Annotated in this window: 18 protein-coding genes and 1 tRNA gene; 5 read left to right on the top strand and 14 right to left on the bottom strand. The window is 54.4% G+C overall.

Annotated elements, in window-relative coordinates:
- Positions 1-46: 46 nt before the first annotated feature.
- The 3 genes from HOO88_03565 to gltB all read right to left on the bottom strand — a co-directional run bounded on the left by HOO88_03565 (position 47) and on the right by gltB (position 6,592).
- Positions 47-1,513, bottom strand: a complete 1,467-nt coding sequence (locus HOO88_03565) for a glutamate synthase subunit beta (protein ID NOU35834.1) — start codon at positions 1,511-1,513, stop codon at positions 47-49.
- A 51-nt stretch (positions 1,514-1,564) separates the two neighbouring features.
- Positions 1,565-1,921, bottom strand: coding sequence for a four helix bundle protein (locus tag HOO88_03560; protein NOU35833.1), 357 nt, complete (start codon positions 1,919-1,921; stop codon positions 1,565-1,567).
- 135 nt (positions 1,922-2,056) lie between these two features.
- On the bottom strand, positions 2,057-6,592 hold the full coding sequence (gltB, locus tag HOO88_03555) for a glutamate synthase large subunit (protein ID NOU35832.1): 4,536 nt from the start codon (positions 6,590-6,592) through the stop codon (positions 2,057-2,059).
- Between the two features lie 292 nt (positions 6,593-6,884).
- On the opposite strand from gltB, the gene HOO88_03550 reads away from it, so the two are divergent.
- Entirely contained in the window at positions 6,885-8,441 is a 1,557-nt protein-coding gene (locus HOO88_03550) for a sigma 54-interacting transcriptional regulator (GenBank protein ID NOU35831.1), read from the top strand.
- A gap of 3 nt (positions 8,442-8,444) precedes the next feature.
- On the opposite strand, the gene tatA is transcribed toward HOO88_03550, so the two are convergent.
- From tatA to HOO88_03530, 4 genes are all read right to left on the bottom strand, one after another.
- On the bottom strand, positions 8,445-8,645 hold the full coding sequence (tatA, locus tag HOO88_03545; protein NOU35830.1) for a twin-arginine translocase TatA/TatE family subunit: 201 nt from the start codon (positions 8,643-8,645) through the stop codon (positions 8,445-8,447).
- Positions 8,642-9,442 carry a twin-arginine translocase subunit TatC gene (tatC, locus tag HOO88_03540; GenBank protein ID NOU35829.1) on the bottom strand — a complete coding sequence of 267 codons (801 nt, stop codon included), beginning with the start codon at positions 9,440-9,442 and terminating at the stop codon, positions 8,642-8,644. The genes tatA and tatC overlap by 4 nt, the downstream gene beginning before the upstream one ends.
- A complete protein-coding gene (locus HOO88_03535; protein NOU35828.1) occupies positions 9,426-9,761 on the bottom strand; it encodes a twin-arginine translocase TatA/TatE family subunit in 336 nt (111 codons plus the stop codon). The genes tatC and HOO88_03535 overlap by 17 nt, the downstream gene beginning before the upstream one ends.
- A 23-nt stretch (positions 9,762-9,784) precedes the next feature.
- Positions 9,785-9,861: transfer RNA gene (locus HOO88_03530), tRNA-Pro, on the bottom strand.
- Positions 9,862-9,966: 105 nt separating this feature from the next.
- Between HOO88_03530 and HOO88_03525 the strand changes: the two genes are divergently transcribed.
- Positions 9,967-10,737 carry a polyprenol monophosphomannose synthase gene (locus HOO88_03525; GenBank protein ID NOU35827.1) on the top strand — a complete coding sequence of 257 codons (771 nt, stop codon included), beginning with the start codon at positions 9,967-9,969 and terminating at the stop codon, positions 10,735-10,737.
- On the opposite strand, the gene galK is transcribed toward HOO88_03525, so the two are convergent.
- Positions 10,734-11,906: a galactokinase gene (gene galK / locus HOO88_03520; protein NOU35826.1), complete on the bottom strand. Its 1,173-nt coding sequence runs from the start codon at positions 11,904-11,906 to the stop codon at positions 10,734-10,736. The genes HOO88_03525 and galK overlap by 4 nt on opposite strands.
- A gap of 161 nt (positions 11,907-12,067) precedes the next feature.
- Here galK and HOO88_03515 point away from each other — a divergent pair, with 161 nt between their 5' ends.
- Positions 12,068-13,138 (top strand): galactose mutarotase, encoded by a 1,071-nt coding sequence (locus HOO88_03515; GenBank protein NOU35825.1) that lies wholly within the window; start codon positions 12,068-12,070, stop codon positions 13,136-13,138.
- Here HOO88_03515 and HOO88_03510 read toward each other — a convergent pair.
- Genes HOO88_03510 through HOO88_03495 form a run of 4 tightly spaced genes read right to left on the bottom strand, consistent with a single transcriptional unit; the run spans position 13,135 to position 17,820 of the window.
- A complete protein-coding gene (locus HOO88_03510) occupies positions 13,135-15,093 on the bottom strand; it encodes a glycosyl hydrolase (protein ID NOU35824.1) in 1,959 nt (652 codons plus the stop codon). The genes HOO88_03515 and HOO88_03510 overlap by 4 nt on opposite strands.
- Positions 15,090-15,935, bottom strand: coding sequence for a ribosomal RNA small subunit methyltransferase A (rsmA, locus tag HOO88_03505; GenBank protein NOU35823.1), 846 nt, complete (start codon positions 15,933-15,935; stop codon positions 15,090-15,092). Before rsmA ends, HOO88_03510 begins: the two co-directional genes overlap by 4 nt.
- Entirely contained in the window at positions 15,923-16,831 is a 909-nt protein-coding gene (gene pdxA, locus HOO88_03500; protein ID NOU35822.1) for a 4-hydroxythreonine-4-phosphate dehydrogenase PdxA, read from the bottom strand. Before pdxA ends, rsmA begins: the two co-directional genes overlap by 13 nt.
- Before the next feature lie 8 nt (positions 16,832-16,839).
- On the bottom strand, positions 16,840-17,820 hold the full coding sequence (locus tag HOO88_03495) for a hypothetical protein (protein ID NOU35821.1): 981 nt from the start codon (positions 17,818-17,820) through the stop codon (positions 16,840-16,842).
- Between the two features lie 179 nt (positions 17,821-17,999).
- Here HOO88_03495 and HOO88_03490 point away from each other — a divergent pair, with 179 nt between their 5' ends.
- Positions 18,000-19,247 carry a DEAD/DEAH box helicase gene (locus HOO88_03490; protein NOU35820.1) on the top strand — a complete coding sequence of 416 codons (1,248 nt, stop codon included), beginning with the start codon at positions 18,000-18,002 and terminating at the stop codon, positions 19,245-19,247.
- Positions 19,248-19,404: 157 nt separating this feature from the next.
- Here HOO88_03490 and HOO88_03485 read toward each other — a convergent pair whose 3' ends face one another.
- Positions 19,405-19,764: a hypothetical protein gene (locus HOO88_03485; protein ID NOU35819.1), complete on the bottom strand. Its 360-nt coding sequence runs from the start codon at positions 19,762-19,764 to the stop codon at positions 19,405-19,407.
- Positions 19,765-19,791: 27 nt separating this feature from the next.
- On the opposite strand from HOO88_03485, the gene HOO88_03480 reads away from it, so the two are divergent.
- Positions 19,792-20,739 (top strand): hypothetical protein, encoded by a 948-nt coding sequence (locus HOO88_03480; protein NOU35818.1) that lies wholly within the window; start codon positions 19,792-19,794, stop codon positions 20,737-20,739.
- Between the two features lie 215 nt (positions 20,740-20,954).
- Here HOO88_03480 and HOO88_03475 read toward each other — a convergent pair whose 3' ends face one another.
- Positions 20,955-22,553, bottom strand: a complete 1,599-nt coding sequence (locus HOO88_03475; protein NOU35817.1) for an ATP-binding cassette domain-containing protein — start codon at positions 22,551-22,553, stop codon at positions 20,955-20,957.
- Positions 22,554-22,575 lie beyond the last annotated feature (22 nt).

The raw sequence follows: 22,575 nt of genomic DNA, 5'->3' as shown, positions 1-22,575 counted from the left end.
TTGGAAGCTCCGGGTCACCTAAGGCCTAACGCCTTCTCCCCTGCGCCTACCGGCGCGGAAGTTCAGCGGGACCGCGGGACGGCAGGCTGGTTTCGCCCATCAGGAATTCATCGACGCAGCGCGCGGTTTCGCGGCCTTCGGAAATCGCCCAGACAATGAGTGATTGTCCGCGGCGGCAGTCGCCAGCGGCGAAGACATTCGGAACGGAAGTCTGATAGTTTTTGCCGGTCTGGATGTTGCCCGCTTTATCGAGCGCAACGCCCAGCGCTTTGACGGCGTTGTCGCGTTCGGGACCAACAAATCCGAGGGCCAGCAGGACGAGGTCGGCCTGCCAGTCTTTTTGCGAGCCAGCGATTTCTTCCATGTTGGATTTTCCGGTCTGCCGCTCGCGGGTGAATTCGATATTGACGGTGCGCACGCTGGTGACGTGTCCGTTCTGTCCGTTGAATTCTTTGGTGAGCATGCAGTAGCGGCGGGGATCTTCGCCCGCTTCGCGGTGCGAGGAACTGGTGCGCAGTTTCATCGGCCAGTAGGGCCACGGCTGGTGGGCCGGACGGGCTCCCGGCGGTTCAGGAAAAAGTTCAAAATTGACGACACTGCGCGCGCCGTGGCGGATGGAGGTGCCGACGCAGTCGGAACCGGTATCGCCGCCGCCGATGACGACGACGTTTTTGCCTTTAGCAGAAATCTGCGGCTCGGCGAAATCACCGGCGCAGGTTTTATTTTGCAACGGCAGGAAATCCATGGCGAAGTGAATGCCTTTGAGGTCGCGGCCCAGTACCGGCATATCGCGTCCGACGGTGGAACCGATGGCGAGCACCACAGCATCAAACTGTTTCAGTTCATCGGCGGAAATGTCGGTGCCAACGGCGGCGCTGGTTTTGAAAACGATGCCTTCGGCCTGCATGATGTTCACGCGGCGGTCGATAACCCATTTTTCGAGTTTGAAATCGGGAATGCCGTAGCGGAGCAAGCCGCCGACGCGGTCGGCGCGTTCGAATACGGTGACGGTGTGTCCGGCGCGGTTGAGCTGCTGTGCGACGGCGAGGCCGGACGGCCCAGAGCCGACGACGGCGACGGTTTTACCGGTGCGCGTTTCCGGCACAACGGGAACCACCCACTCTTCGCTGAAGGCGTGTTCGATAATTTCTTTTTCGATATTCTCGATGGTGACCGGCGGTTCATTGATACCGAGCACGCAGGCTTCTTCACACGGGGCGGGGCAGATGCGTCCGGTGAATTCCGGAAAGTTGTTGGTGGCGGAAAGCATTTCCCACGCTTTTTTCCAGTGGCCTTTGTAGGTCAGGTCGTTGAATTCAGGAATAATATTTCCGAGAGGACAACCGATATGGCAGAAGGGGACGCCGCAGTTCATGCAGCGCGCGGCCTGTTCCCGAAGCTTGTCTTCGGGGAACGGACGGTAAACTTCGTTGTAGTCCTTGATGCGCTCAACAATCGGCCGTTCGGCTGGTGTCTTGCGTTCGAATTCTTTAAATCCAGTTGGTTTACCCATGGGTCTCTCCTTCGGAGAGAGGCTTTAGACTTTAGGCCTTAGGCTTTAGGTCTAATCGCCTCCATTATTCCGTAATGCATTTATCAAAGCGTTTAACACTCGTGCGGTTTCAGCCGCAGCTTCTTCTAATTTTGTTTCACTCAAATATCCGAGTCTTCGAGCAATGGATGCCTGATATTCAACTTCTTTCGCTGAACCATAGGCCGTATCAAGGAAGTGGATATAATCTTTCTCTGTGTTCCGCGCACAGCCTTCTACAATGTTGGATGGAACCGAAATTCCTGCTCGCCGAATCTGTGAAGTCAGGCCAAAGGTTTCTTCCTTGGGAAAGTTTTGCGTCAACCGATACACCGACAGGGCGAGTGCATCAGCCAATTCAAACGCTTTCAACTTCCGATGGTCTCTCATGGTTTAGAAGGCTTTAGACTTTGGGCTTTAGGCCTTAGGTCTGCCGCAGTTCCTGTATTGTTAAATTCCAAATATAGCCTGTGGTCTTTTCTCTTTCTTCCCAAAGTCTAAGGACTATAGCCTAAAGCCTTCCCCTTACTCTCCTGTCCGTTTTTCATCGGCGATGCGCTGCAGCGCGCGTTTGTAGTCGACCGGAATGACTTTGATGAATTTCTTCACGGAGTTCTGCCAGTTATGGAGAAGTCTCCGCGCCACAGCGCTTCCGGTATATTCCAAATGTTTTTCGAGCCGTTCGCACAGGGTGGCAATATCGTCGTTGGTGAGCGGGTCAAAATCTACCATCTCCGGATTACAGCGGTTTTCAATGAAGTCGCCCGCTTCGTCGAGGACGTAGGCGATACCGCCGCTCATCCCTGCCGCGAAGTTGCGGCCGGTCGGGCCGAGCACGACCACGCTTCCGCCGGTCATATATTCACAGCCGTGATCGCCGATGCCTTCGACAACGGTATGAGCTCCGCTGTTGCGAACACAGAAGCGTTCGCCGGCACGGCCGCGAATGTAGGCTTCGCCGCGCGTGGCGCCGTAGAAGGCGACGTTGCCGATCAGGATGTTTTCCTCCGCGATGAACGTGGCGTCTTCCGGCGGGCGGATGATGAGTTTCGCGCCGGACAGGCCTTTACCAAAATAGTCATTGGCATCGCCGGTGACGCGGAAGGTAATGCCTTTTGCGCTGAATCCGCCGAAGCTTTGTCCGGCCGAGCCGGTCGCATGGATGGTGATCCGGTCGTCGGGCAGGCCGCGCTCGCCGTAGCGTTTGGAAATTTCGTGGCTGAGCATGGCGCCGACGGTGCGGTGGATGTTGCGGATCTGCGTATGAATGACGACGCGTTCGCCGCGTTCCAATGCCGGCTTCGCCTGACGAATCAGGTCGTGGTCGAGCGCGCCGGCCAGATCGTCGCTTTGTTTTTCGGTGCAACGCAACGGAGTGTTTTCGTCCACCGGCGGCTGGTAAAGGATCTTCGAGAAATCGAGCCCTTTGGTTTTCCAGTTTTCAACGGCCTCACGGACGTCGAGCCGTTCGCGGTGTCCGACCATTTCGTCCATCGTGCGGAATCCGAGGTCGGCCATGATCTGGCGAAGCTCTTCGGCGACGAAGCGGAAGAAGTTGATGACATATTCCGGTTTGCCGCAGAATTTTTTACGCAGTTCGGGATCCTGTGTCGCGACGCCGACGGGGCAGGTATTCATGTGGCAGACGCGCATCATGATACAGCCGAGCGTCATCAGCGGGCCGGTCGAGAAACCGAATTCTTCGGCGCCGAGCAGGGCGGCGACGGCGACGTCGCGGCCGGTCAGTAGTTTGCCGTCGCATTCAACGCGGATGCGACTGCGCAGTTTATTCAGGATTAGCGTCTGTTGCGCTTCAGCCAACCCAAGTTCCCACGGCAGGCCGGCATGCTTAATGGAGGACTGCGGCGAAGCGCCGGTTCCGCCGTCATAGCCGGAGATCAGAACGAGATCGGCTTTACCTTTGGCCACGCCGGCGGCAACGGTGCCGACGCCGACTTCGGAAACCAGCTTTACCGTGACTTTGGCCGACGGGTTGGCGCTCTTCAGGTCGTAGATGAGCTGAGCGAGGTCTTCAATGGAATAAATATCGTGGTGCGGTGGCGGCGAGATCAGCGTCACGTACGGCGTGGAATAGCGTGTTTTGGCGATCCACGGTTTGACTTTATGACCGGGCAGCTGTCCGCCTTCGCCGGGCTTGGCGCCTTGCGCCATCTTGATCTGGATTTCGTCGGCGTTCGTCAGATAGTTGCTGGTGACGCCAAAGCGTCCGGAGGCCACCTGTTTAATGGCCGAGCGGCGCAGGTCGCCGTTTTCGTCGGGGAGGAAGCGGTCTTCATCTTCGCCGCCTTCGCCGCAGTTGCTCTTGCCGCCGATGCGGTTCATGGCAATGGCGAGCGTTTCGTGCGCTTCCTGACTGATGGAGCCGTAGGACATTGCGCCGGTTTTAAAACGTTTGACGATGGCAGTCCACGGTTCGACTTCGCTGAGCGGAATCGCCGGACGGTCTTTTTTGAATTCAAAAAGGCCGCGCAGCGTGTAAACGGCCCGGTTGTCGTGGTTGATCAGGTCGGAGAATTCCTTGAACCGGTCGGCGTTGTCGGTGCGAACGGCTTCCTGCAGTTTGGCAATGGCCAGCGGATTGAGTAGGTGATCTTCGCCGTTGCGCCGCCACTTGTAGGCTCCGCCGATATCGAGCGGCAGGGTTTTATCCGCCGGACGTTCAGGAAATGCGGATTGGTGGCGCGCGCTGATTTCGCGGGCAATGCCGTCGAGGCCGATACCGGCGATGCGCGAGGCGGTGCCGGTAAAACAGCTGTCAATGACTTCGCTGTTCAGACCGACCGCTTCAAAGATTTGTGCGCCGCGATAGCTGTGCAGCGTGGAGATGCCCATCTTCGACATCACTTTAAGCAGACCCTTGTCGATGGCTTTGACGAAATTTTTTGCGGCGGTTTTCCAATCAATGCCGGTGAGCTGCCCCTGTTTGATCATGTCGTCCAGAATCTGGCCGACCATGTAGGGATTGACCGCGCCGGCACCGTAACCAATTAGCAGGGCAAAGTGGTGTACTTCGCGCGGCTCGCCGGATTCAACAATCAGCCCGCAACGGGTGCGCTGAAGTTTACGGATGAGGTGGTGGTGCACGGCGGCGGTTGCGAGCAGAGCGGGAATCGGTGCGTTTTCCTGATCGGCCTGCCGGTCGGAAAGAATCAGCAGGGTGTAGCCGTTTTCAATGGCCGCAGAGGCGTCGGTACAAAGTTTTTCGAGCGCGGCACGCAAGCCTTCGCCGCCTTCTGCAACCTTGTAGAGCATTGGCAGGGTGATCGATTTAAGATTGTCGTGTTTGAGTTTGCGGATGCGCGCAAGTTCGTCGTTGGTGATAATCGGGTGTTCGATCTTGAGCTGACTGCAATGTTTTGGCGTTTCTGCAAAGAGATCCTGTTCGGCGCCGATGTTGGTGATGAGCGAGGTGACGCATTTTTCGCGGATGGCATCGAGCGGCGGGTTGGTGACCTGCGCGAAGAGCTGCTTGAAGTAGTTGTAAAGGATCTGCGGTTTTTCGGCGAGGACCGCCAGAGGCGTGTCAATGCCCATCGAGCCGGATACTTCCTCCGCTTCTTTGGCCATCGGTGCCAGAATCAGGTTCAGGTCTTCCATGGTGTAGCCGAACATGCGTTCGCGCTGCAATAGAGTCTCCGGGTCGCATCCGGTCGCTTCTTCCGGCGGCAGGCTGGAGAGAGCAATGAGATTTTCGCTGAGCCATTTTTCATACGGCTGGCCGGAGGCGATTTCGTGTTTAATTTCTTCGTCGGGCACGATGCGGCCCTTTTCCATATCGACGAGGAACATACGGCCCGGTTCGAGACGGCCTTTTCGTTCCACATTGGCTGGATCAATATCTACGATACCGGTTTCGGAGCCCATGATGACGTAGCCGTCTTTGGTGACGATGTAGCGCGACGGGCGCAGGCCGTTGCGGTCGAGAATGGCTCCGAGGCAGGTGCCGTCGGTGAAGGGAATCGAGGCGGGGCCGTCCCACGGCTCCATCAGGCAGGAGTGATATTCGTAGAACGCTTTTTTCTCGGCGCTCATGGTCTTGTGGTTCTGCCAGGCTTCGGGAATGAGCATGCTCATAATGTGCGGCAGAGACCGTCCGCCGTGATAGAGCAGTTCGACGGTCTGGTCGAGCGATGCGGAGTCGGAAAGTCCCGGCTGAATAATCGGGAAAAGACGATCAATGTTTTCGCCGAAGAGCCGCGATTTTAAGAGCCCTTGCCGGGCATTCATCCAGTTGAAGTTTCCGCGCAGGGTGTTGATTTCGCCGTTATGGCAAAGCACATGGAACGGCTGAGCGAGTTTCCAGGCCGGGAAGGTATTGGTGCTGTAGCGCTGGTGTACGAGGGCAAGTGCGCTGGTGAAATCGTCGTCCAGCAGGTCGGGATAGTAAAATTCCATCTGCTCGGGCAGGAGCAGTCCCTTATAGATGATAATACGGCAGGTTAGCGTTGGGATGTAAAAGTCGGCTTTATTCGTAAGATCGGAGTGAAAAATCCGGTTTTCGGCGACCTTGCGAATGATGTAGAGCATGCGGTCGAAGGTGCGTGGATCGCTGACTCCTTTGCCGCGGCCGATGAATACCTGCATGATATGAGGCTCGGAAGCGCGGGCCGTTTCGCCGATCAGCCGGTTGCAGGTCGGAACGGTACGCCAGCCAAGCAGTTTCTGGCCTTCTTCTGCGATGGCCTGTTCAAGGATTTCGATACAGGCTGCGCGCTGGGCTTCGTCCTGCGGGAGAAAAACCAGCCCGGTGCCGTATTCCTGTTCGGCGGGGAGGTTGATGCCGAGTTTCTCGCATTCCTTCTTATAGAAAGCGTGGGGGATCTGCAGAAGAATGCCGGCTCCGTCGCCGGTCAGCGGGTCGCACCCGCAGGCACCGCGATGGGTGAGGCGGACCAGAATTTCGAGCGCATGATGAATAATGTCATGCGATTTTTTCCCGTGCAGGTTGCAGATGAACCCGACGCCGCACGCATCGTGCTCGTTTTCGGGGTGGTATAGACCCTGTGGTTGCGGAAAACTTTTTTGAATTTCTTCTCTCATATTCATTTCGAAAACCTCGCTAACTCAAGCTGACGAATCGTACGCGTTTTGGGCTAATAGTCAACTCGACAAAAAAGCAAAACAGTACACTTGTGTCGTCGGCATCCAGTCCGGTACATTTTTGTACCGTCTGTTTGATTCGCCGACAATAAAGCGCGGAGAATTTTCCTGAGAGGCGATCTCTCTGGAAAATGAGCGGAGCGCGTCTCGGAGTAAAATCATAAATAAACAGTAGCAATAGACTACATTATTGTTTATAAAGTAATCAAGTAATACAAATTCGGGAGCAATTATGCCGACACTATCCGACTTCGCGGGGCAGAGTGACAAGGAGCTGGCGATCCTTTATCAGATATCGCAAGCGGCCGCGACCCATCCGCACACCGTTTCTGAACTGTTGATCGAGGTTCTCGATATCATGGAAACCGAGCTCAGCGTGTCGCGCGGAACCTTCACGCTGCGCAAGCCCGACACTGAAATATTTGTGATCGAAGCTTCGCGCGGACTGACCGCCGAAGAGAAAAAGCGCGGGCAGTATAAACTCGGCGAAGGAGTAACCGGGCGCGTGGCACAAACCGGGCAGTCGGCGCTCATTCCCGACATCAGTAAAGATCCCCGCTTCCTGAATCTCACCAAATCGCGCGCGGGCAACCCGACGGCCTTTATCTGTGTCCCGGTTATTTACCGGAAAGCCGTGATCGGTACGATGAGTATCGATCTTTCCATCACGACGGATATCGAGGCGCTTCGCCGCTACCAACGTTTTTTGGAGCTGGTGGCCAACATTCTGGCCGAAGCCGTTGCCAGTATCCGTGAAGAACTAGAAGAGCGCGAAGGCCTTCTTTCGGAAAACGAGAGATTGCGCCGACAACTAGGTGACCGGTACCGGATGCACAATATCATCGGCAATTGCAGCTCCATGCGTTCTGTTTATGAACAGATCGTTCAGGTGGCAAGCAGTACGGCAACGGTTCTCATTCGCGGCGAAAGCGGAACCGGTAAGGAACTGGTTGCCCGCGCCATCCATTATGGCAGTGAGCGGCGCAATAATGCGTTTATCAGCGTCAACTGTGCGGCCTTGCCGGAAAATCTGATTGAAAGCGAATTGTTCGGCCACGAAAAGGGTGCTTTCACCGGGGCGACTCAGCAACGTAAAGGCCGGTTCGAACTGGCGAACGGAGGCACCATTTTTCTCGATGAAATCGGTGACATCTCGCCGGCCGTTCAAGTAAGACTGCTGCGGGTTCTGCAGGAAAGAACCTTTGAACGCGTCGGTAGCTCCGAGAGTGTTTCGGTTAATGTGCGGGTGCTGGCGGCCACCAGCCGGAACCTCGAAAAAGAAATTACCGAAGGAAACTTCCGCGAAGACCTTTATTATCGTCTTAATGTTTTTCCGATCATCCTGCCGCCGCTGCGCGAGCGCCGTAGCGACATCATGCTGCTGGCTGACCATTTCCTCCAGAAATACGGCGAAATGTACGGCAAGAATATCAAGCGCATTTCGACCTCAGCGATCAATATGATGATGGCGTATCACTGGCCGGGCAATGTCCGTGAACTTGAAAACTGCGTTGAACGCGCCGTGCTGACGGCCTCCGATGAAGTGATTCACGGTTACAATCTGCCGCCGTCGCTTCAAACCAGCGACGAAACACACACCTCGATTTTTCCGAAAGACGGAGCCGATCTAAAAACCATGATTGAAAGCTACGAAAAAGAAATTCTTATTGATGCCCTGAAAAAACATCGCGGGAATGCAGCGGCGTCGGCGCGCTATCTGAACACCACACAACGCATCATCAACTACCGGATCCAAAAGCTCGGCGTTAATCCGGACGACTACAAATAATCATCAGGGCGTTTTCTTTTCATCCGGCTCAGCGGGCTCCGCCTGTTTTTCAATTTTCTTTTCAGGCGCGCTCTCTGTCTGGCCGCGTTTGAACTCATTCAGGCTTTTGCCAAGCGCACGGGCCAGTTCCGGCAGCTTTTTGCTGCCGAACAGAAGCAGGACGACAAAAACGATCAACAGAATTTCAGGGGCACCGATATTCATTTTCCGCTTCCTTCCTTTTCTTTACGGCTCTTCCGGTCACGGAGGAGCAGAATCAAGACGCACAGTTCATACAATATGTAGAGCGGGATGGCCATTTGTAATTGAGAGATTACATCCGGCCCGGGGGTCAGCGCCATGGCAATGATCAAAATGCCGATAACCACGTGCCGGCGATATTTGCGCATCTGAGCGGTGGAAATAACGCCCAAATGTCCCAGAAGAAGCAGAATCAGCGGCAGTTCAAAAATCAGCCCGAAGCTGACCAGCAACTGCATGACAAAACTGAGATAGGTGTCAATTTTCCAGTTAGCGGTCGCGCCCAGATAATTGTTGAAATAGAACATGATCTTGATGGCGATCGGCAGAGTGACGGTATAGCAGAGCGTCACGCCGCCGGCGAAGAGGACGGCACCCGCCAGACCCCCGTACACCAGAAATTTCTGCTCTCTTGCCTTGAGTCCCGGAAAGATAAAGCGGGCAGCGAAATAGATGATGAAAGGCAGACTCAGTAGAACGCCGGAGGCGAAAACAATTTTCATCACCTGCAGAAATCCTTCAATGGGTGACGTGGTGATTAATTCGAAGGTATAGTGGTTTTTCTCCGCCACCTGCAATAGCGGCGCCTGCAACCAGTTGAGCAGGGGCTTTGCCAGAGGGATGCACGCTGCGGTTGCAACAGCCAGTGTCAGCAGACAGCGAATCAGCATGGTACGGAACTCTTCCAGATGCTCCAGAAAAGACAGCTCTTTATCGCGGTAACCAAACTGCGGCGTTAGTTTTTTAAACAGGTTTTTCATGATTGGACACATCCTCTGGCGGGGATGCCGGGACTTCGTCGGCGCTTGTTGCGGTATCTTTGGAATTTTCGGGCGGGGTTGAATGCAGATCTTCGTACATCAGCTTGTAACGGAGGTCGGCTGTCGCGCGTTGCAACTTATTCAGAACACGTTGGATGCCGCGCAGGATGCGCGGCGCATCTTTGGGGCCGAAGAGGAGTAACAGCGCCAGCATAACCACAATCAGCTCGCCGCCGCCGAGCGTCATAAATGCTATGACAGGAAATATCATCAGGAAGGAACAATAGCGCGTTTCCGGTATGCGGGAAGCTTTTTTCATGCGGCCTGAAAGCGGCGCCGAAGTGGTCGGGGAAACAGGATTCGAACCTGCGACTTCTTGGTCCCAAACCAAGCGCTCTACCAGACTGAGCTACTCCCCGCGTTTACGAAAGCGCGACAATATCGGCGAAGCTTCCGGTAAACGCAATATTAAACCGGCTTCGACTTGCGTTAGGCGCCTCTTTTCAAGTAGGCTCCGCGGCATTATGAATGACACGCTGATCATCATACCGACGTATAACGAGTGCGAAAATGTCCGCGCCATCGCCGACGCTGTGTTCGCAAGTTCTCCGGATGTGAATATTCTTTTTGTCGACGACAACTCACCGGACGGCACCGGAGCCATTGTGGACGAGATGGCCGCTGCGGATTCCCGCGTGAAAGTGATGCATCGTGCGGAGAAAAACGGACTGGGACGCGCCTATATCGCCGGCTTCAAGTGGGCGCTGGAACGCCGGTACGAGTTCATTTGCGAGATGGACGCCGACTTTTCCCATAACCCCGCCGATGTTCCGAAGCTGCGCGCCGCCGCTAAAGACGCAGGACTGGTTCTTGGCTCGCGTTATCTGAACGGCATTCGCGTCATCAACTGGCCGTTGCGCCGGCTTTTCCTGAGTCGCGGTGCCGGGGTGTACGTCAAACTGGTTACCGGCATGCCGTTCACCGATCCGACCGGCGGCTTCAAATGTTTCCGTCGTTGCGTACTGGAAGCCATTCCGCTCGATCAAATTGAATCCAGCGGCTATTCGTTTCAGGTCGAGATGACTCATATGGCCTGGCGCATCGGTTGCCGGATTGTTGAAGTGCCGATCGTGTTTGAAGAGCGCCGCTCCGGCGCCTCGAAAATGTCGAAAAACATTATTTTCGAAGCGCTCGTGATGGTCTGGAAGCTTTATTTTCGCGCGCGGTTTCGCCGCGCACCGGTCTGTCGTGTGCAGGCCGGCTCGGGACGGTTTAAATGCTGTCAGCCGCGTTAGGCCTCGCCGATAAGCTGGGCACCAGCGGACGGAATAACAGCGAGAATTTCCGGCATCAGACCCCTTGCTCTGCAGAACTCTGAAATCTTCGCGGAGATCTCTTTTGCCTGATTGGCGCGCACCATCACAATCGCGCTGCCGCCGAATCCGCCGCCGGACAATCTCGCGCCAAAGGCTCCGGCCGAACGGGCGGCTTCCACAACCACGTCGAGTTCGGGGCAGGAATTTTCAAAGTTTTCGATGGAACTCCGGTGCGAATCGAACAAAAGGTTTCCGAACGCCGCAACATCTCCGTTGCGAAGCAGGGCGCGGCCTTTTTCTACGCGGTCAATTTCGCCGACGACATGCGCGGCGCGTTTTGCGGCGGCGGGATCGATTTTTGATCGAAGCGCTTCAAACTCTTCCGGCGAAACGTCCCGCAGTGCGGAGACCGGATGAGGAAGGAGTTTTGCCAGTTGTGCTGCAGCCTGTTCGCAACGTTCGCGCCGTTCATTATAGGGCGAGTCGGCGAGACTGTGTTTGACGTGCGGGTTGACGACCAGAAATTCAATATCGTCCGGCAGCGGAACCGGGGAAACCTCCAGCGTCCGGAAATCCGAATGAATCAGGCCGTGATCGCGTCCGAAGATGCTGGAAAACTGGTCGAGCAGTCCGCATTTGGTTCCTGCAAACTGGTGTTCCGCCTTTTGGCACAGCCGGGCGATTTCTTTTTTATCCACGGTAACATTGAGAATCTTCAGCACGGCGAAGGCGGCGGAGACCTCCAGTGCCGCCGAGCTGGAGAGTCCGGCACCGAGCGGAACGGCACCGAAAGAAGTGCAGTCGAGGCCGTCGATGGGTTGCCCCAAAAATTCCTGAATAAAATAGAAAACGCCTTTAACATAATTTCCGCTTCCGATATTCGGAACTTTGCTGTTGTCGGCGGTGGTAAAGCTGGCACGCTGCCCGGCGTCGGCGGCGAAAAGGTGAATACCCGGACGGGTTGAACGCGAGATACAGAAACAATGACCTTTATCGATGGCGGCTGAAAGCACGGTGCCGGCATTATAGTCTGTATGGTTTCCAACCACCTCGATGCGGCCCGGCGCCCAGGCAATACATTCCGGCTTCTCGCCGAAATTTTTAATGTGTTCGGCAACAGTTTTTTTAACAGCGGATTCTTTATTCATTCTGGCCGGGCTCCTTTTGAGTCGGGAAAAAGTACAGGGCGCATTGCGCATTGTGAAGAGAGAACTGGCGAAAAATTGCCTGAAATGAAGATACGATTTACTTTTTGTGCTGGTTCCATAAACATGTCCGCCTTGCTCAGAACCGCAACACAGGAAAAATCATGTCGCTAAAAAAAGAGACTTTCGGAAAAAACCCGTACGGCGAAGACGTCGAACTATTCACGCTGACGAATACGAACGGGGTTCAGGTTCGCATCATGAATCACGGCGCGACGATTCTTTCGATTGAGACTCCGGATAAAAGCGGGCAGATGGCGGACATCGTGCTGGGATTTGACACGGCGGCGGAATACGGTTCCGGAACACCATTCTTTGGATGCACAGTCGGACGTTTTGCCAACCGGATTGCTCACGGACGGTTTAAACTCGGAGGCAAAGAATTCCAGCTGGCCCGCAACGGCGATGGAATTCACGCTCTGCACGGCGGCGATCGCGGTTTCGACAAACGAATCTGGCGGGCGGAACCGCTGGCGGAAAAAAATGCGGTACGGATGAGTTATCGCAGCCCGGACGGCGAAGAAAACTATCCCGGCAATCTGGACGCGACGGTCACATTCACCCTCACGGAAGAAAATGAACTGAAGCTGGACTACACGGCCGTAACGGATCGGGCCACGCCGGTTAACTTCACCAATCACAGCTATTTCAATCTGGCCGGACACGATGCCGGATGTCACGGGGCGCAGATTTTAACCATCAACGCCGACACATTTCTTCCGACAGACGCAACGGGCAATCCGCTGGGCGAGATTCGTCCGGTGAAAGATACGCCGTTCGACTTCCGAACACCGGCTGCCATCGGACAGCGGATCGACGCCGACTACGAACAGCTTCAAATCGCAAAAAGCCCCGGCTACGACCACAACTTTTGTCTTAATAAACAATCGGAAGGCGAACTGAGTTTTGCAGCCCGCGCGGAAGATCCGGCGAGCGGCCGTGTGATGGAAGTTTACACCACCGAGCCGGGCGTGCAGTTTTATGCTGGCAATTTTCTTAAAGGAAAAGACCAGGGGAAAGGCGGATGTGCATATGTCCGGCGCGGCGGATTCTGTCTCGAAACTCAGCACTATCCCGACTCACCCAACCGTCCGCAGTTTCCGAATACGATCCTGCATCCCGGCGAACTCTTCGCCTCTCAGACGGTTTATAAATTTTCCGTCCGCCGGGGTTAACGGTCAGACGGAAACAAGGTGAGCCGCAGCTGGGTGCAACCGTATGGAACCAGTGTGATGAGTTCCTCTTTTTTGCTCAGACCGGCCTTCACGGTTTTCTCGTCGGGTAAATCCGGCGTCATCAGGTAGTCGCCTTTTTGCATCGCCCGTTTCGGCCCCCAAATATTATTAACAGGATCCAGCAAAGCCCGTTCTGTCGCCGGAATGGATTCTGGGCGAGACAGCGTCCAGCCTTTGATTTTTTTGGCCGGCACGCGCAGGCTGACCGGTGGATTCGTCCACGGCTCGCTGGTCATGGCATGAAGCTGCACTTCAATCTGTTCGGACAGAGGTTTCTTATCCAGGCTGAGCGCATAGTTCCACGAACTCTTTGGAAACATGACGTAAGCGGGGAACTCTTTGGTCTGGTTCGGATCATCCGAGTCAATCCGCCGATCTTCTTCAATTTTGAGCGAGTAAAGTAGCGGGCCCCGCTCGATGGCAACTCCGCCGCCGATCCAGTCGATCCGGTTCAGCTCCATCGGAAGCACCAGAGTGATCCGGTCGGTGTGGGCGAACAGTCTGGTGATGCCGGTCATCGTTCCTGCTGTGAGCTTGCGCTTCAGCGGTTTCCCGTTGATCAGAATTTTTGCGTTGCGGCACCAGCCGGGAATCCGTAGCCAGAAGGTGAATTTTGCCGGGCGGTTCATGCGGAACAGGAAATCAATCTCTTCGCCGAAGGGATAGTTGGTTTCCTGCGTGATCGTTATGTCCTGTCGTCCGGACTTGAAGGAATAGCTTCCCGGCCCGTAGAGCACGGCGGCAGGATTTCCGTCTTTCTGCATCCACATTCTGGACACATAGCAGGGCATCACCCGGTTGATCTGTCCGGTACAGCATTCTGTTCCGGGCTTGGGGCGGTAGCACATCCACTGTCCTCCGGCGGAAGAAAGCGAGTGGCTGGAATTTTTATTCAGCACCACCTGATTCGGGCCGCTGAAATACTGCAAAGCCTTGAAGTCCGGTGTTACAGCTCCGGGCGCGGCGTTAAAACATGCCCGTTCAATTTTATCGGCGAAATCGGTGTGGCCTGTTGCCATCAGGAGATATCCGGCGCTCCACGCATAGTCAGCAATATCGCAGGTTTCATGCACATCTTTCGGACTTTTTCCGTGCAGCTCTTCGTGGGAACTTGGCACGCCGTCGATCAGCATATGATGCCTGTCCAGCTTCCGGAATCCGTTCACGGATGGCTGCAGATACCGCCGGTTGCCAGTGTACATATAAAGAATGGAGCCTTGCTTCACCGTTTCAATAAAGGTGACGCCATGGATCGTCGCCGGCGTATCCTTTTTCAATTCCGACGCCCGCAGATCGCGCTCGGGGCCCTTGGCGGTACGGTCATATTCCTGATAAGCCTCCTCCGCCATGGCCAGCAGTTTGCTTTCACCGGTCTGTCCGTACAGCCAGCACATGATCTCAACGTTGCAGACATCTCTTCCGCCTGCATAGTCGTATGCGCTGCACAGATAGTGTTTTTTTAACGCCGGAATAATCCGCTGGTCCCCGGTGGCGTAGAAATGCGCGATCATGGCGCGGAAAAAAATCGAATGAGACCACCGGCCGGCCGGCATAGGCTTTTTGCAACCCTTCGGTCCGAGATACCCGTCCGGGTCAGCGTGTTTGAGAACGTAATCAACCTGCTCCCGGGTCTTTTTCATCAGCTCGGGATCATCCAGCAGATAGCCGCAGCGGGTGAATCCGTCGATCCAGTAAGCGGTCTGTTCATAAGGCCACCACGGTTCTCCGTACTGGAAAGCAATATGTTTACAGGCCCACAATTTACTGGCGAACGGAAACCCCGCCACCTCAAGGTGACCTGTTAATCCGTGCTTTTGAATTTCCAGCCAGCGTTGAATCCATCCGCCCGGGCGGATTTCCGCCAGCGGGACTTCGGTAAAAGCAGCTTTTTTCATATAGACGACTCCTCTTTTCGGGCCAGTGCAGCCCATTGTTTTATGGTAATTTGCTCCGGCCGTGTCGCCGGATCGATTCCGCACGGTTCCAGCCTTTCAAAAAATTCCGGCGCGTTTTTCCGCAGATTGGAACCGATCTGTTTGCGGCGCTGTGTGAAGGCCAGCTTGATCAGTTTTTTGAATCGCGCGTAATCCGGTACATCGGCCAGCGGCGCAGTGCGCTTTTCAAAACGAACTACCGCCGACCACACTTTCGGCGCGGGCATAAAGCAGGTCGGGCTGACGTTCTTGATGTTCTTCACGTCGTAATTCAGCTGGCTCCAGATCGCCAGCGGCCCGAATTCTTTTCCGCCTGGCTGTGCAGTCAGGCGGTCGGCCACTTCTTTCTGTATCATGAAAACCATTTTTTCCGGCAGCGGTGCGGCTTCCAGGGCATCGACGATGAATCGGCTCCCGACGGAATAAGGCAGATTGGCGACGATTTTATTAATACCGCCTGCGAACAGTTCGTTTAGATTCACGTCGAGCACATCCTGCTCAATCAGCGGAAGCGCCGGGAAGTATTCCTGCAGATGCGCAACCATCGTCCGGTCTTTTTCTATCGCGGTGAGTTTTGCTCCGGTGGTCAGCAGCGCCTGCGTCAGCGCGCCGAGGCCGGGGCCGATTTCGAGCAGCTGATCCGCCGGAGAAATTTCCGCTGCCGCGACGATAATGCCGAGGATATTGGAATCAATCAGGTAATTCTGACCGAGTCCTTTATTCGGGCGGTGTTCGAGCGAATCAAGCAAAGCCCGGATCACCGACGGGCTGGTTAGCTTGCCTGAAGGATTTATTTTTTCCACGGATTAGAACCTTTGGCTAGTTCAATGGCCGTTTCGATGGCGGCGATCATGCTGTCGGGTTTGGCGATCCCTTTTCCGGCGATGTTAAACGCCGTGCCGTGGTCGGGTGAAGTGCGGATGATCGGCAGTCCGACCGTCAGATTCACTCCGCAGTCGAACGCGTGCATCTTGAGCGGGCCGAGACCTTGGTCATGATACATCGCCACGACCGCATCGAACTGATGATTCAACGCCTGGAAAAAAATCACGTCGGCCGGAATGGGGCCGACGGCGTTGAAGCCCTTGGCGCGGGCCGCTTCAATGGCGGGCGCAATGACGGCGGATTCTTCGTCGCCGAGCGTGCTGCCATCACCGGCGTGAGGGTTGAGTCCGCAGACGCCGATGCGTCCGTCTTTAATTCCGAACCACTTCAGCGCTTCGCCGGTCAGCTCAATGGCTTCAAAAATATTTTCTTTGGTGAGCGCGTCCGCGACGGCGCGCAGCGGCAGGTGGCGCGTGGCGAGCATCACGCGCAGGCCTTTGCCCATCAGCATCATGCCGTAGCGTTTCGTTCCGGTAAGCGCGGCAATCATTTCGGTGTGGCCGGGATAATTTACTCCGGCGAGTTTAAGCCCCTCTTTACAAATCGGTGCCGTGACCATCGCGTCGAGTTCGCCGTCGAGACAGCCGCGCACGGCGCGTTCAATCGCGACGACAGCGGTTCGCGATGCATCGGCGGTGATTTTACCGGGCGTCAGTTTTCCGTCGAACGGAATGTTCCATTTGCCTTTGCCGGAAGGGCCGATCAGAAAAAACTCAACATCTCTGATCCAGTGCTTGGAAGAGACGGCTTTGAGAGCGACTTCCGGCCCGATGCCGTTGACGTCACCGCAGGTTATACCGATACGGATGCTCATGGGCGTTCTCAGTACCGCTCAATAAAATGGTTGGCAGAAACGGCCTTGACCAACGCAGCGTGCAACCGGTCTCTTTCCGCTTCGAGGAGTTTTTTCTCGATGTCTTTCTGAGCGTCTTCAAAGGGCACGTAGCCTTCTTCGCGCCGCTCATCGACTTTGACGATATAAAATTCGCCGGGGGTTTCGATGAGATCGCTGATTTGGCCTGCTGGCGTTTTCAGTAGGGCGGGACGCAGTTCGGCGCGCACATCAGCGGGCTCGCGCCACGGACTAGCGGCCAGATCGCCTTCAGAAACTTCTTGGGCGACCGTGTCGAACGCGGCACCATCATGCAGTTTCTGCAGAGTATCTTCCGCCTGTTTCCGTTTCACCTCTCGGTCTTCGTCGGTTTTACCTTTGCTGATGAGAATGAAGCGGTATTTAACCTTAAAGGAAATGAAGTACTGTGCTTTGTTGCGCTCGTATTCGGCGCGGACGGCTTCTGCCGGAACATTGGCGCGGCGGGTGACTTCCTGATTGTAGAAAACGCGCAGGGTGATCTGGTCGCGGACGTCCTGTTTCCATTCGTCGTAGGTCATGCGGCGGGATGCCAGAGCGCGGGTAAGCTGAGCGCGGTCGTTGTTAAACCGCTCGCGGATAAGTTTGCTGACTTCATCGTCAATCACCTTATCGGGAAGAGACAGTTCGCGTCTCTTGGTTTCGGCCTTGAACAGCGCTTCCTCGACCAGCGCTTCACGAGCATCGAGATAAACAGCCTGCAACCGTTCCGCCAGCTCTTTTCCTTTATACTGGCGCATGAGCTGCTGAACATAAGGCGCGGCGCTTTCGCGCACTTCGCCATAGGTGATGATCGTGCTGTCCACGCGGGCGGCGTAGCCGTCAATCGCGGTAATCAGCGGGCCGTTGGTGGAGACCGCCGCCGGAGCCGGATTGGTTTGTGCGAAAAGCGCCGGAGCCGCCAGAACGAGAAGAAGAAGGATTTTTTTCATAGGAGCGGCATTATGCTCAAAGGGACTTCTCAGTGCAACGGCTTTTCCCGTCGGGTTCCGCCTTTTACCGGGATGCACACGGGGTTTGACAGGGGGCGTTTGGTGTTGTGTTTTGACGCGCAAAGGCTAGATTGCGGCGCGTCAAAAACGGGCCCGGTCAAAACAAGGATTTATAAACAATGCCATTCTCTGAACTCGGGCTTACAACGGCGATGCAGCGCGTAGCGGAAGCTGTTCACTACAAAACGCCGACGCCGATTCAGGAACAAACCATTCCGCTTATCTTGGAAGGAAGCGACCTGATTGCGCAGGCCCAGACCGGTACCGGAAAAACCGCGGCGTTCGCCTTGCCGATTCTCCAGTTGCTGAACGAGATGGAAACGAAAAAGCAACCGGGTGCCGTCCGGGCGCTTGTGCTGACACCTACCCGCGAGCTGGCCCAGCAGGTCGCGGCGGCCTTCGAACTTTTTGAGCAGTACATGCCTTCTAAAATCGGCGTGACGGCGATCATCGGCGGAGAAGACATTCAATTTCAGCTGCGTCATCTGCGGCGCGGCGTGGACGTAGTGGTCGCCACGCCCGGGCGTCTGCTGGAACTGATTCGCGAAGATGAAATTTGCTTCGATGAACTGCGCTTTCTCGTGATCGACGAAGCCGACCGGCTGTTAGATCTCGGATTTTCCGAAGAGCTCGACCTGCTCATTCAAGCACTTCCGGCGACACGCCAGAGCCTGCTGTTTTCCGCAACCTATCCGAAAAAAGTGATGACGCTTACCGAACAGGTGATGAACAATCCGAGTTACATCAACGTCATCGGCGATATTCCGACGGTGGCGAACATCAAGCAGCGCGTGATTGAAGTGAATCAAGTCAACCGCGGCCCGCTTCTGCGCCACCTCCTCAAAACGGAAAAGTGGGAGCATGTGCTCGTTTTTGTGAGTAGCAAACGCGCCGCCCGCAACCTCGCCGCCAAGCTGAAGCGCGACGGAATTCTGGCCGATGAGTTCCACGGAGACCTGAGCCAAGACGAACGAACCTTCGTGTTGAGCCAGTTTAAAAACCGGAACATTCGGGTTCTGATTTCCACCGACATTGCCGCGCGGGGCATCGACATTCAGAATCTCTCAACCGTCGTCAACTATGACCTGCCGCGCTCACCGGTAGGTTACATTCACCGCATCGGCCGGACCGGCCGCGCGGGTTCCAACGGGGTCGCTGTCAGCTTTGTTGACCACAGCGATCGGGCCTTTTTCGCGGTCATCGAAAAGCGAACGAAGCTACAGCTCGACCGCGAACAGATTCCCGGCTTCGAACTCACCGGTGCCGCGCCCGTAAAGAAAAAGGGATTACCGCCGGTCAAAGGAAACCGTCCGAACAAAAAAGACAGAGCCCGCGCCGCCGCCGCTCAAAAATCCGGCACCAGATAAACAAAAAAAAAGGGGGGGTAAAAGATAGGACTTTTTTCTGACACTTTTTTGCTCTCGTTTTCATTGAAGGTTTTGGAGGCAACTCGAGTCAATTTTTGACAAAAAAATGAAGTGGTTGGTTATATAAAAAATAAAATAAGATAAAATCCCCTTATTTTTAATGGTTTTTGCCAAAAAATGTCATTTTAAAAAAACCGCCCTTTTCTGTTCCTTTCCCTTCCTTTTCCCATAGTGTTTCCATAGAATGTTCGCATTGGTAAACAGAGGCACGTAGAGGTGTCGGGGTTTGGAGGTATGTTTGTAACCTCTTTTGACCATAGAAATAGAACGAAGAGAAGTTTAGGATAAATAAGGCTGTCTGTATGAATATTATAGTACCTGTGTTAAGCGTACTTATTTTTGCAATCGCCTGTTTCACTGTGCCAGCACCAAGAAACAGAAGCGCATCTAAGCGTGGGATTAATTCTGACGAATCTAAGAACCCGACAAGGGCAATCAATATTGTTGAGCTGTCCAAAGAATACAACCGCACTGTGTAGGCTAAATGAGCTTTTTTAAGTTCACAAAAAAGCGCCTACTGGTTCTTCTGTTAACTTTGGAGGCTTACGCCCTATGTCGTGGATTCGGCGACGCGATACAATTTTTTAGGGCAGAGCATCCAAATTTGACCTTCGGGCTTCCGGCTTCAGTCTCGTTTAAGTTGTCCGATATTAGCGAATTGGTGTTTTTGTGGAAAGGCGTCGCCTGTTTTGCTGTATCTGCGCTTTTTGTAAAACTATGTTTTTCAGCAGTCCAATCAGACATATACACGACTTTGGGACTCGATGAAGTTCGTAGAAAAAAAATCGAACTCGATAAGCAAACAAGACTGCTTCTGGATCTACTCGGAAGTAAATCTGGGATTACTCAAATATTTCCCGCTCATAATGATCGACCTGTTGAGCAACAGCCGTATGCCAAGGCGATTCGAGATCAGTTGAAAAACACACGAACTATTAGAATGCTTTCTATGGCTGGGTATGAGTGCTTTGGGAAGGGGCCTAATGCACTCATATATGAAGAACTTGCGGATCGACCGGGGCTGGCCGCAACTTTTTTAATCCTCAATCCAATCGAGGATAATCCGATCATAGACAAGCGCCTTGTTCAGTTGAGGCACTGCGATCCAGCTTATACTAAAGTAAATTTTATTAGAGACATTAATAAAACTATAACCGCATTTTCGAGTATAGTTACCTCGGATTCTCGAGTTAACACAAATTCCGGAGCGCTAAAGCTTGGCTTGTTGACCTGTGATCCCGTTTTTCGCCTGCTAATCTTCGACAACTGTCTTTTTATGAGCACATATGAAGAAGACGCTCACGGACACCATACCCCGATGTACCGTATTGATGCGCCTGAGCAGGAAGGCCATACTAGTCTGTATGGTAGCTTCGTGCGCCACTTTGATCTTCTCTGCTCACAGGCCGAATTTAAGGCCGGGGTTCGATAATCTAATAAGTGACGGGGTCAGTCCGATAATCTGACAATTTTATGCAGTCGATTTCTAACCAGAGGGATGTCGCCAGCGAATTTATAACGTGAACACGATAGAATATTCACCACAAAGGCTCAAAGGACTCAAAGTTACTGGAATAATTGTGCTTTGTGACCTTCGGTTTCTTGGTGACTTTGTGTTAAATGTCCCGCTTATTTTTGCCAGAATCCTCACTTCGCCTTCTGAGCTTTTTTCCACGCTTCGAATTCGTCCAGCGTGCCGCGGTAGTCGGTGATGCCGTCTTGGGTGACTTCGAGTATCCGCGTGGCCAGCGTCGCAATGAAGCGGTGGTCATGCGAAACAAAGATCAGTGTATTGGGGAAGAGCGAGAGGCTGTAGTTCAGCGCCTCGATGGATTCCAGATCCAGATGGTTGGTGGGCTCGTCCAGCGCCAGCACATTGCCGCCTTCCAGCATCATTTTTGCCAAGATCAGCCGGGCCTTTTCGCCGCCGCTGAGCACGCCGGTTTTTTTCAGGACGTCCTGACCCTTGAACAGCATTTTACCCATAAAGGAACGCAGCTCCACTTCGGATGTTCCAGCGGCGGAAAAGCGACCCAGCCACTCCAGCGCGGGAGTTTCAGAGTCCAAAAGGGTCGCGGCATCCTGCGGGAAGAGGCTGACCTGAACGGTTTCGCCGAAAATAATCTTGCCGGTATCGCTTTGCAGCTGATTGCACAGAATGTTGAGCAGTGTCGTTTTGCCGATTCCGTTTTTACCGACAATGGCCACGCGCTCTTCCGGCCCGATCGTGCAGGAAAAACTGCTGAACAGCGGCTGATCATACGACTTGGAAACCGACACGGCCTCAAGCACTTTGTCGCCCAGCCGTTTTTTCGGTTGAAAGCGGATGAACGGCGATACCCGGCTGCTGGCCTTGATTTTTACAACTTCCAGTTTTTCGAGAGTCTTCTTGCGCGAGGTCGCCTGCTTGGCTTTCGAGGCGTTGGAGCTGAACCGGGAAATAAACGCTTTCAGATCATTTGCCTGCCGCTCGATCTTCTGGTTCTGCTTTTCCTGCTGCTCGCGTGCGTCCAGGCTGGCGATGGTGAAGTCGTCATAATTTCCAGGGAACAGACGGATCTCATGGAAATCCAAATCGGCGATGTGCGTACAAACCTGGTTAAGGAAGAAACGGTCGTGCGAAATCGTAATCACCATCCCGTTATAATTTTCAAGCAGCTCAACCAGCCACTCAATCGACTCCATGTCCAGATGGTTGGTCGGCTCGTCGAGCAGCAGCAGATCCGGCTTGCCGAAAAGAACCTGCGCCAGCAGAACGCGCAGTTTGAAACCGCCTTGCAGAACGGTCATGGGTTGTCCGAACAGATCCTCGGTAAAGCCCAGTCCGACCAGCAGCGTGGCGGCTTCGGATTCCATCGTATAGCCGCCGGCTTCGCCGAAGTCGTGCTCGATGTGGCTGCAACGATCGTGCTCTTCGTCGGTCAGATCATCTTTTGAGTAGAGCAGTTCGCGTTCGCAATGCAGTGCCCACAGCTTGGGATTCCCCATGCAGACGGTGTCGAGGATCGTGAACTCATCGAACGCGGAATGATCCTGCCGGAGATAGCCGAGCGTACAGCCGGGGCCGATCGTGACCGTTCCTTCGCTCGGCTCCAGCTGACCGGTCAGAATCTTCATGAATGTGGATTTTCCCGAACCGTTGGCCCCGATCAGCCCGTAGCGGTTGCCGGGAACAAACTTCACCGAAACGTCTTCGAAAAGCGCTGTCTTGCCGAAGCGCATCGTGATTTTTGAGGTTGTGATCATGACGGTTTAATCCGGGGTAAAA

This window comes from Kiritimatiellaceae bacterium (assembly GCA_013141415.1).
GTDB lineage: Bacteria > Verrucomicrobiota > Kiritimatiellia > Kiritimatiellales > Tichowtungiaceae > Tichowtungia.
This window is presented reverse-complemented; position numbering and strand designations above follow the sequence as displayed.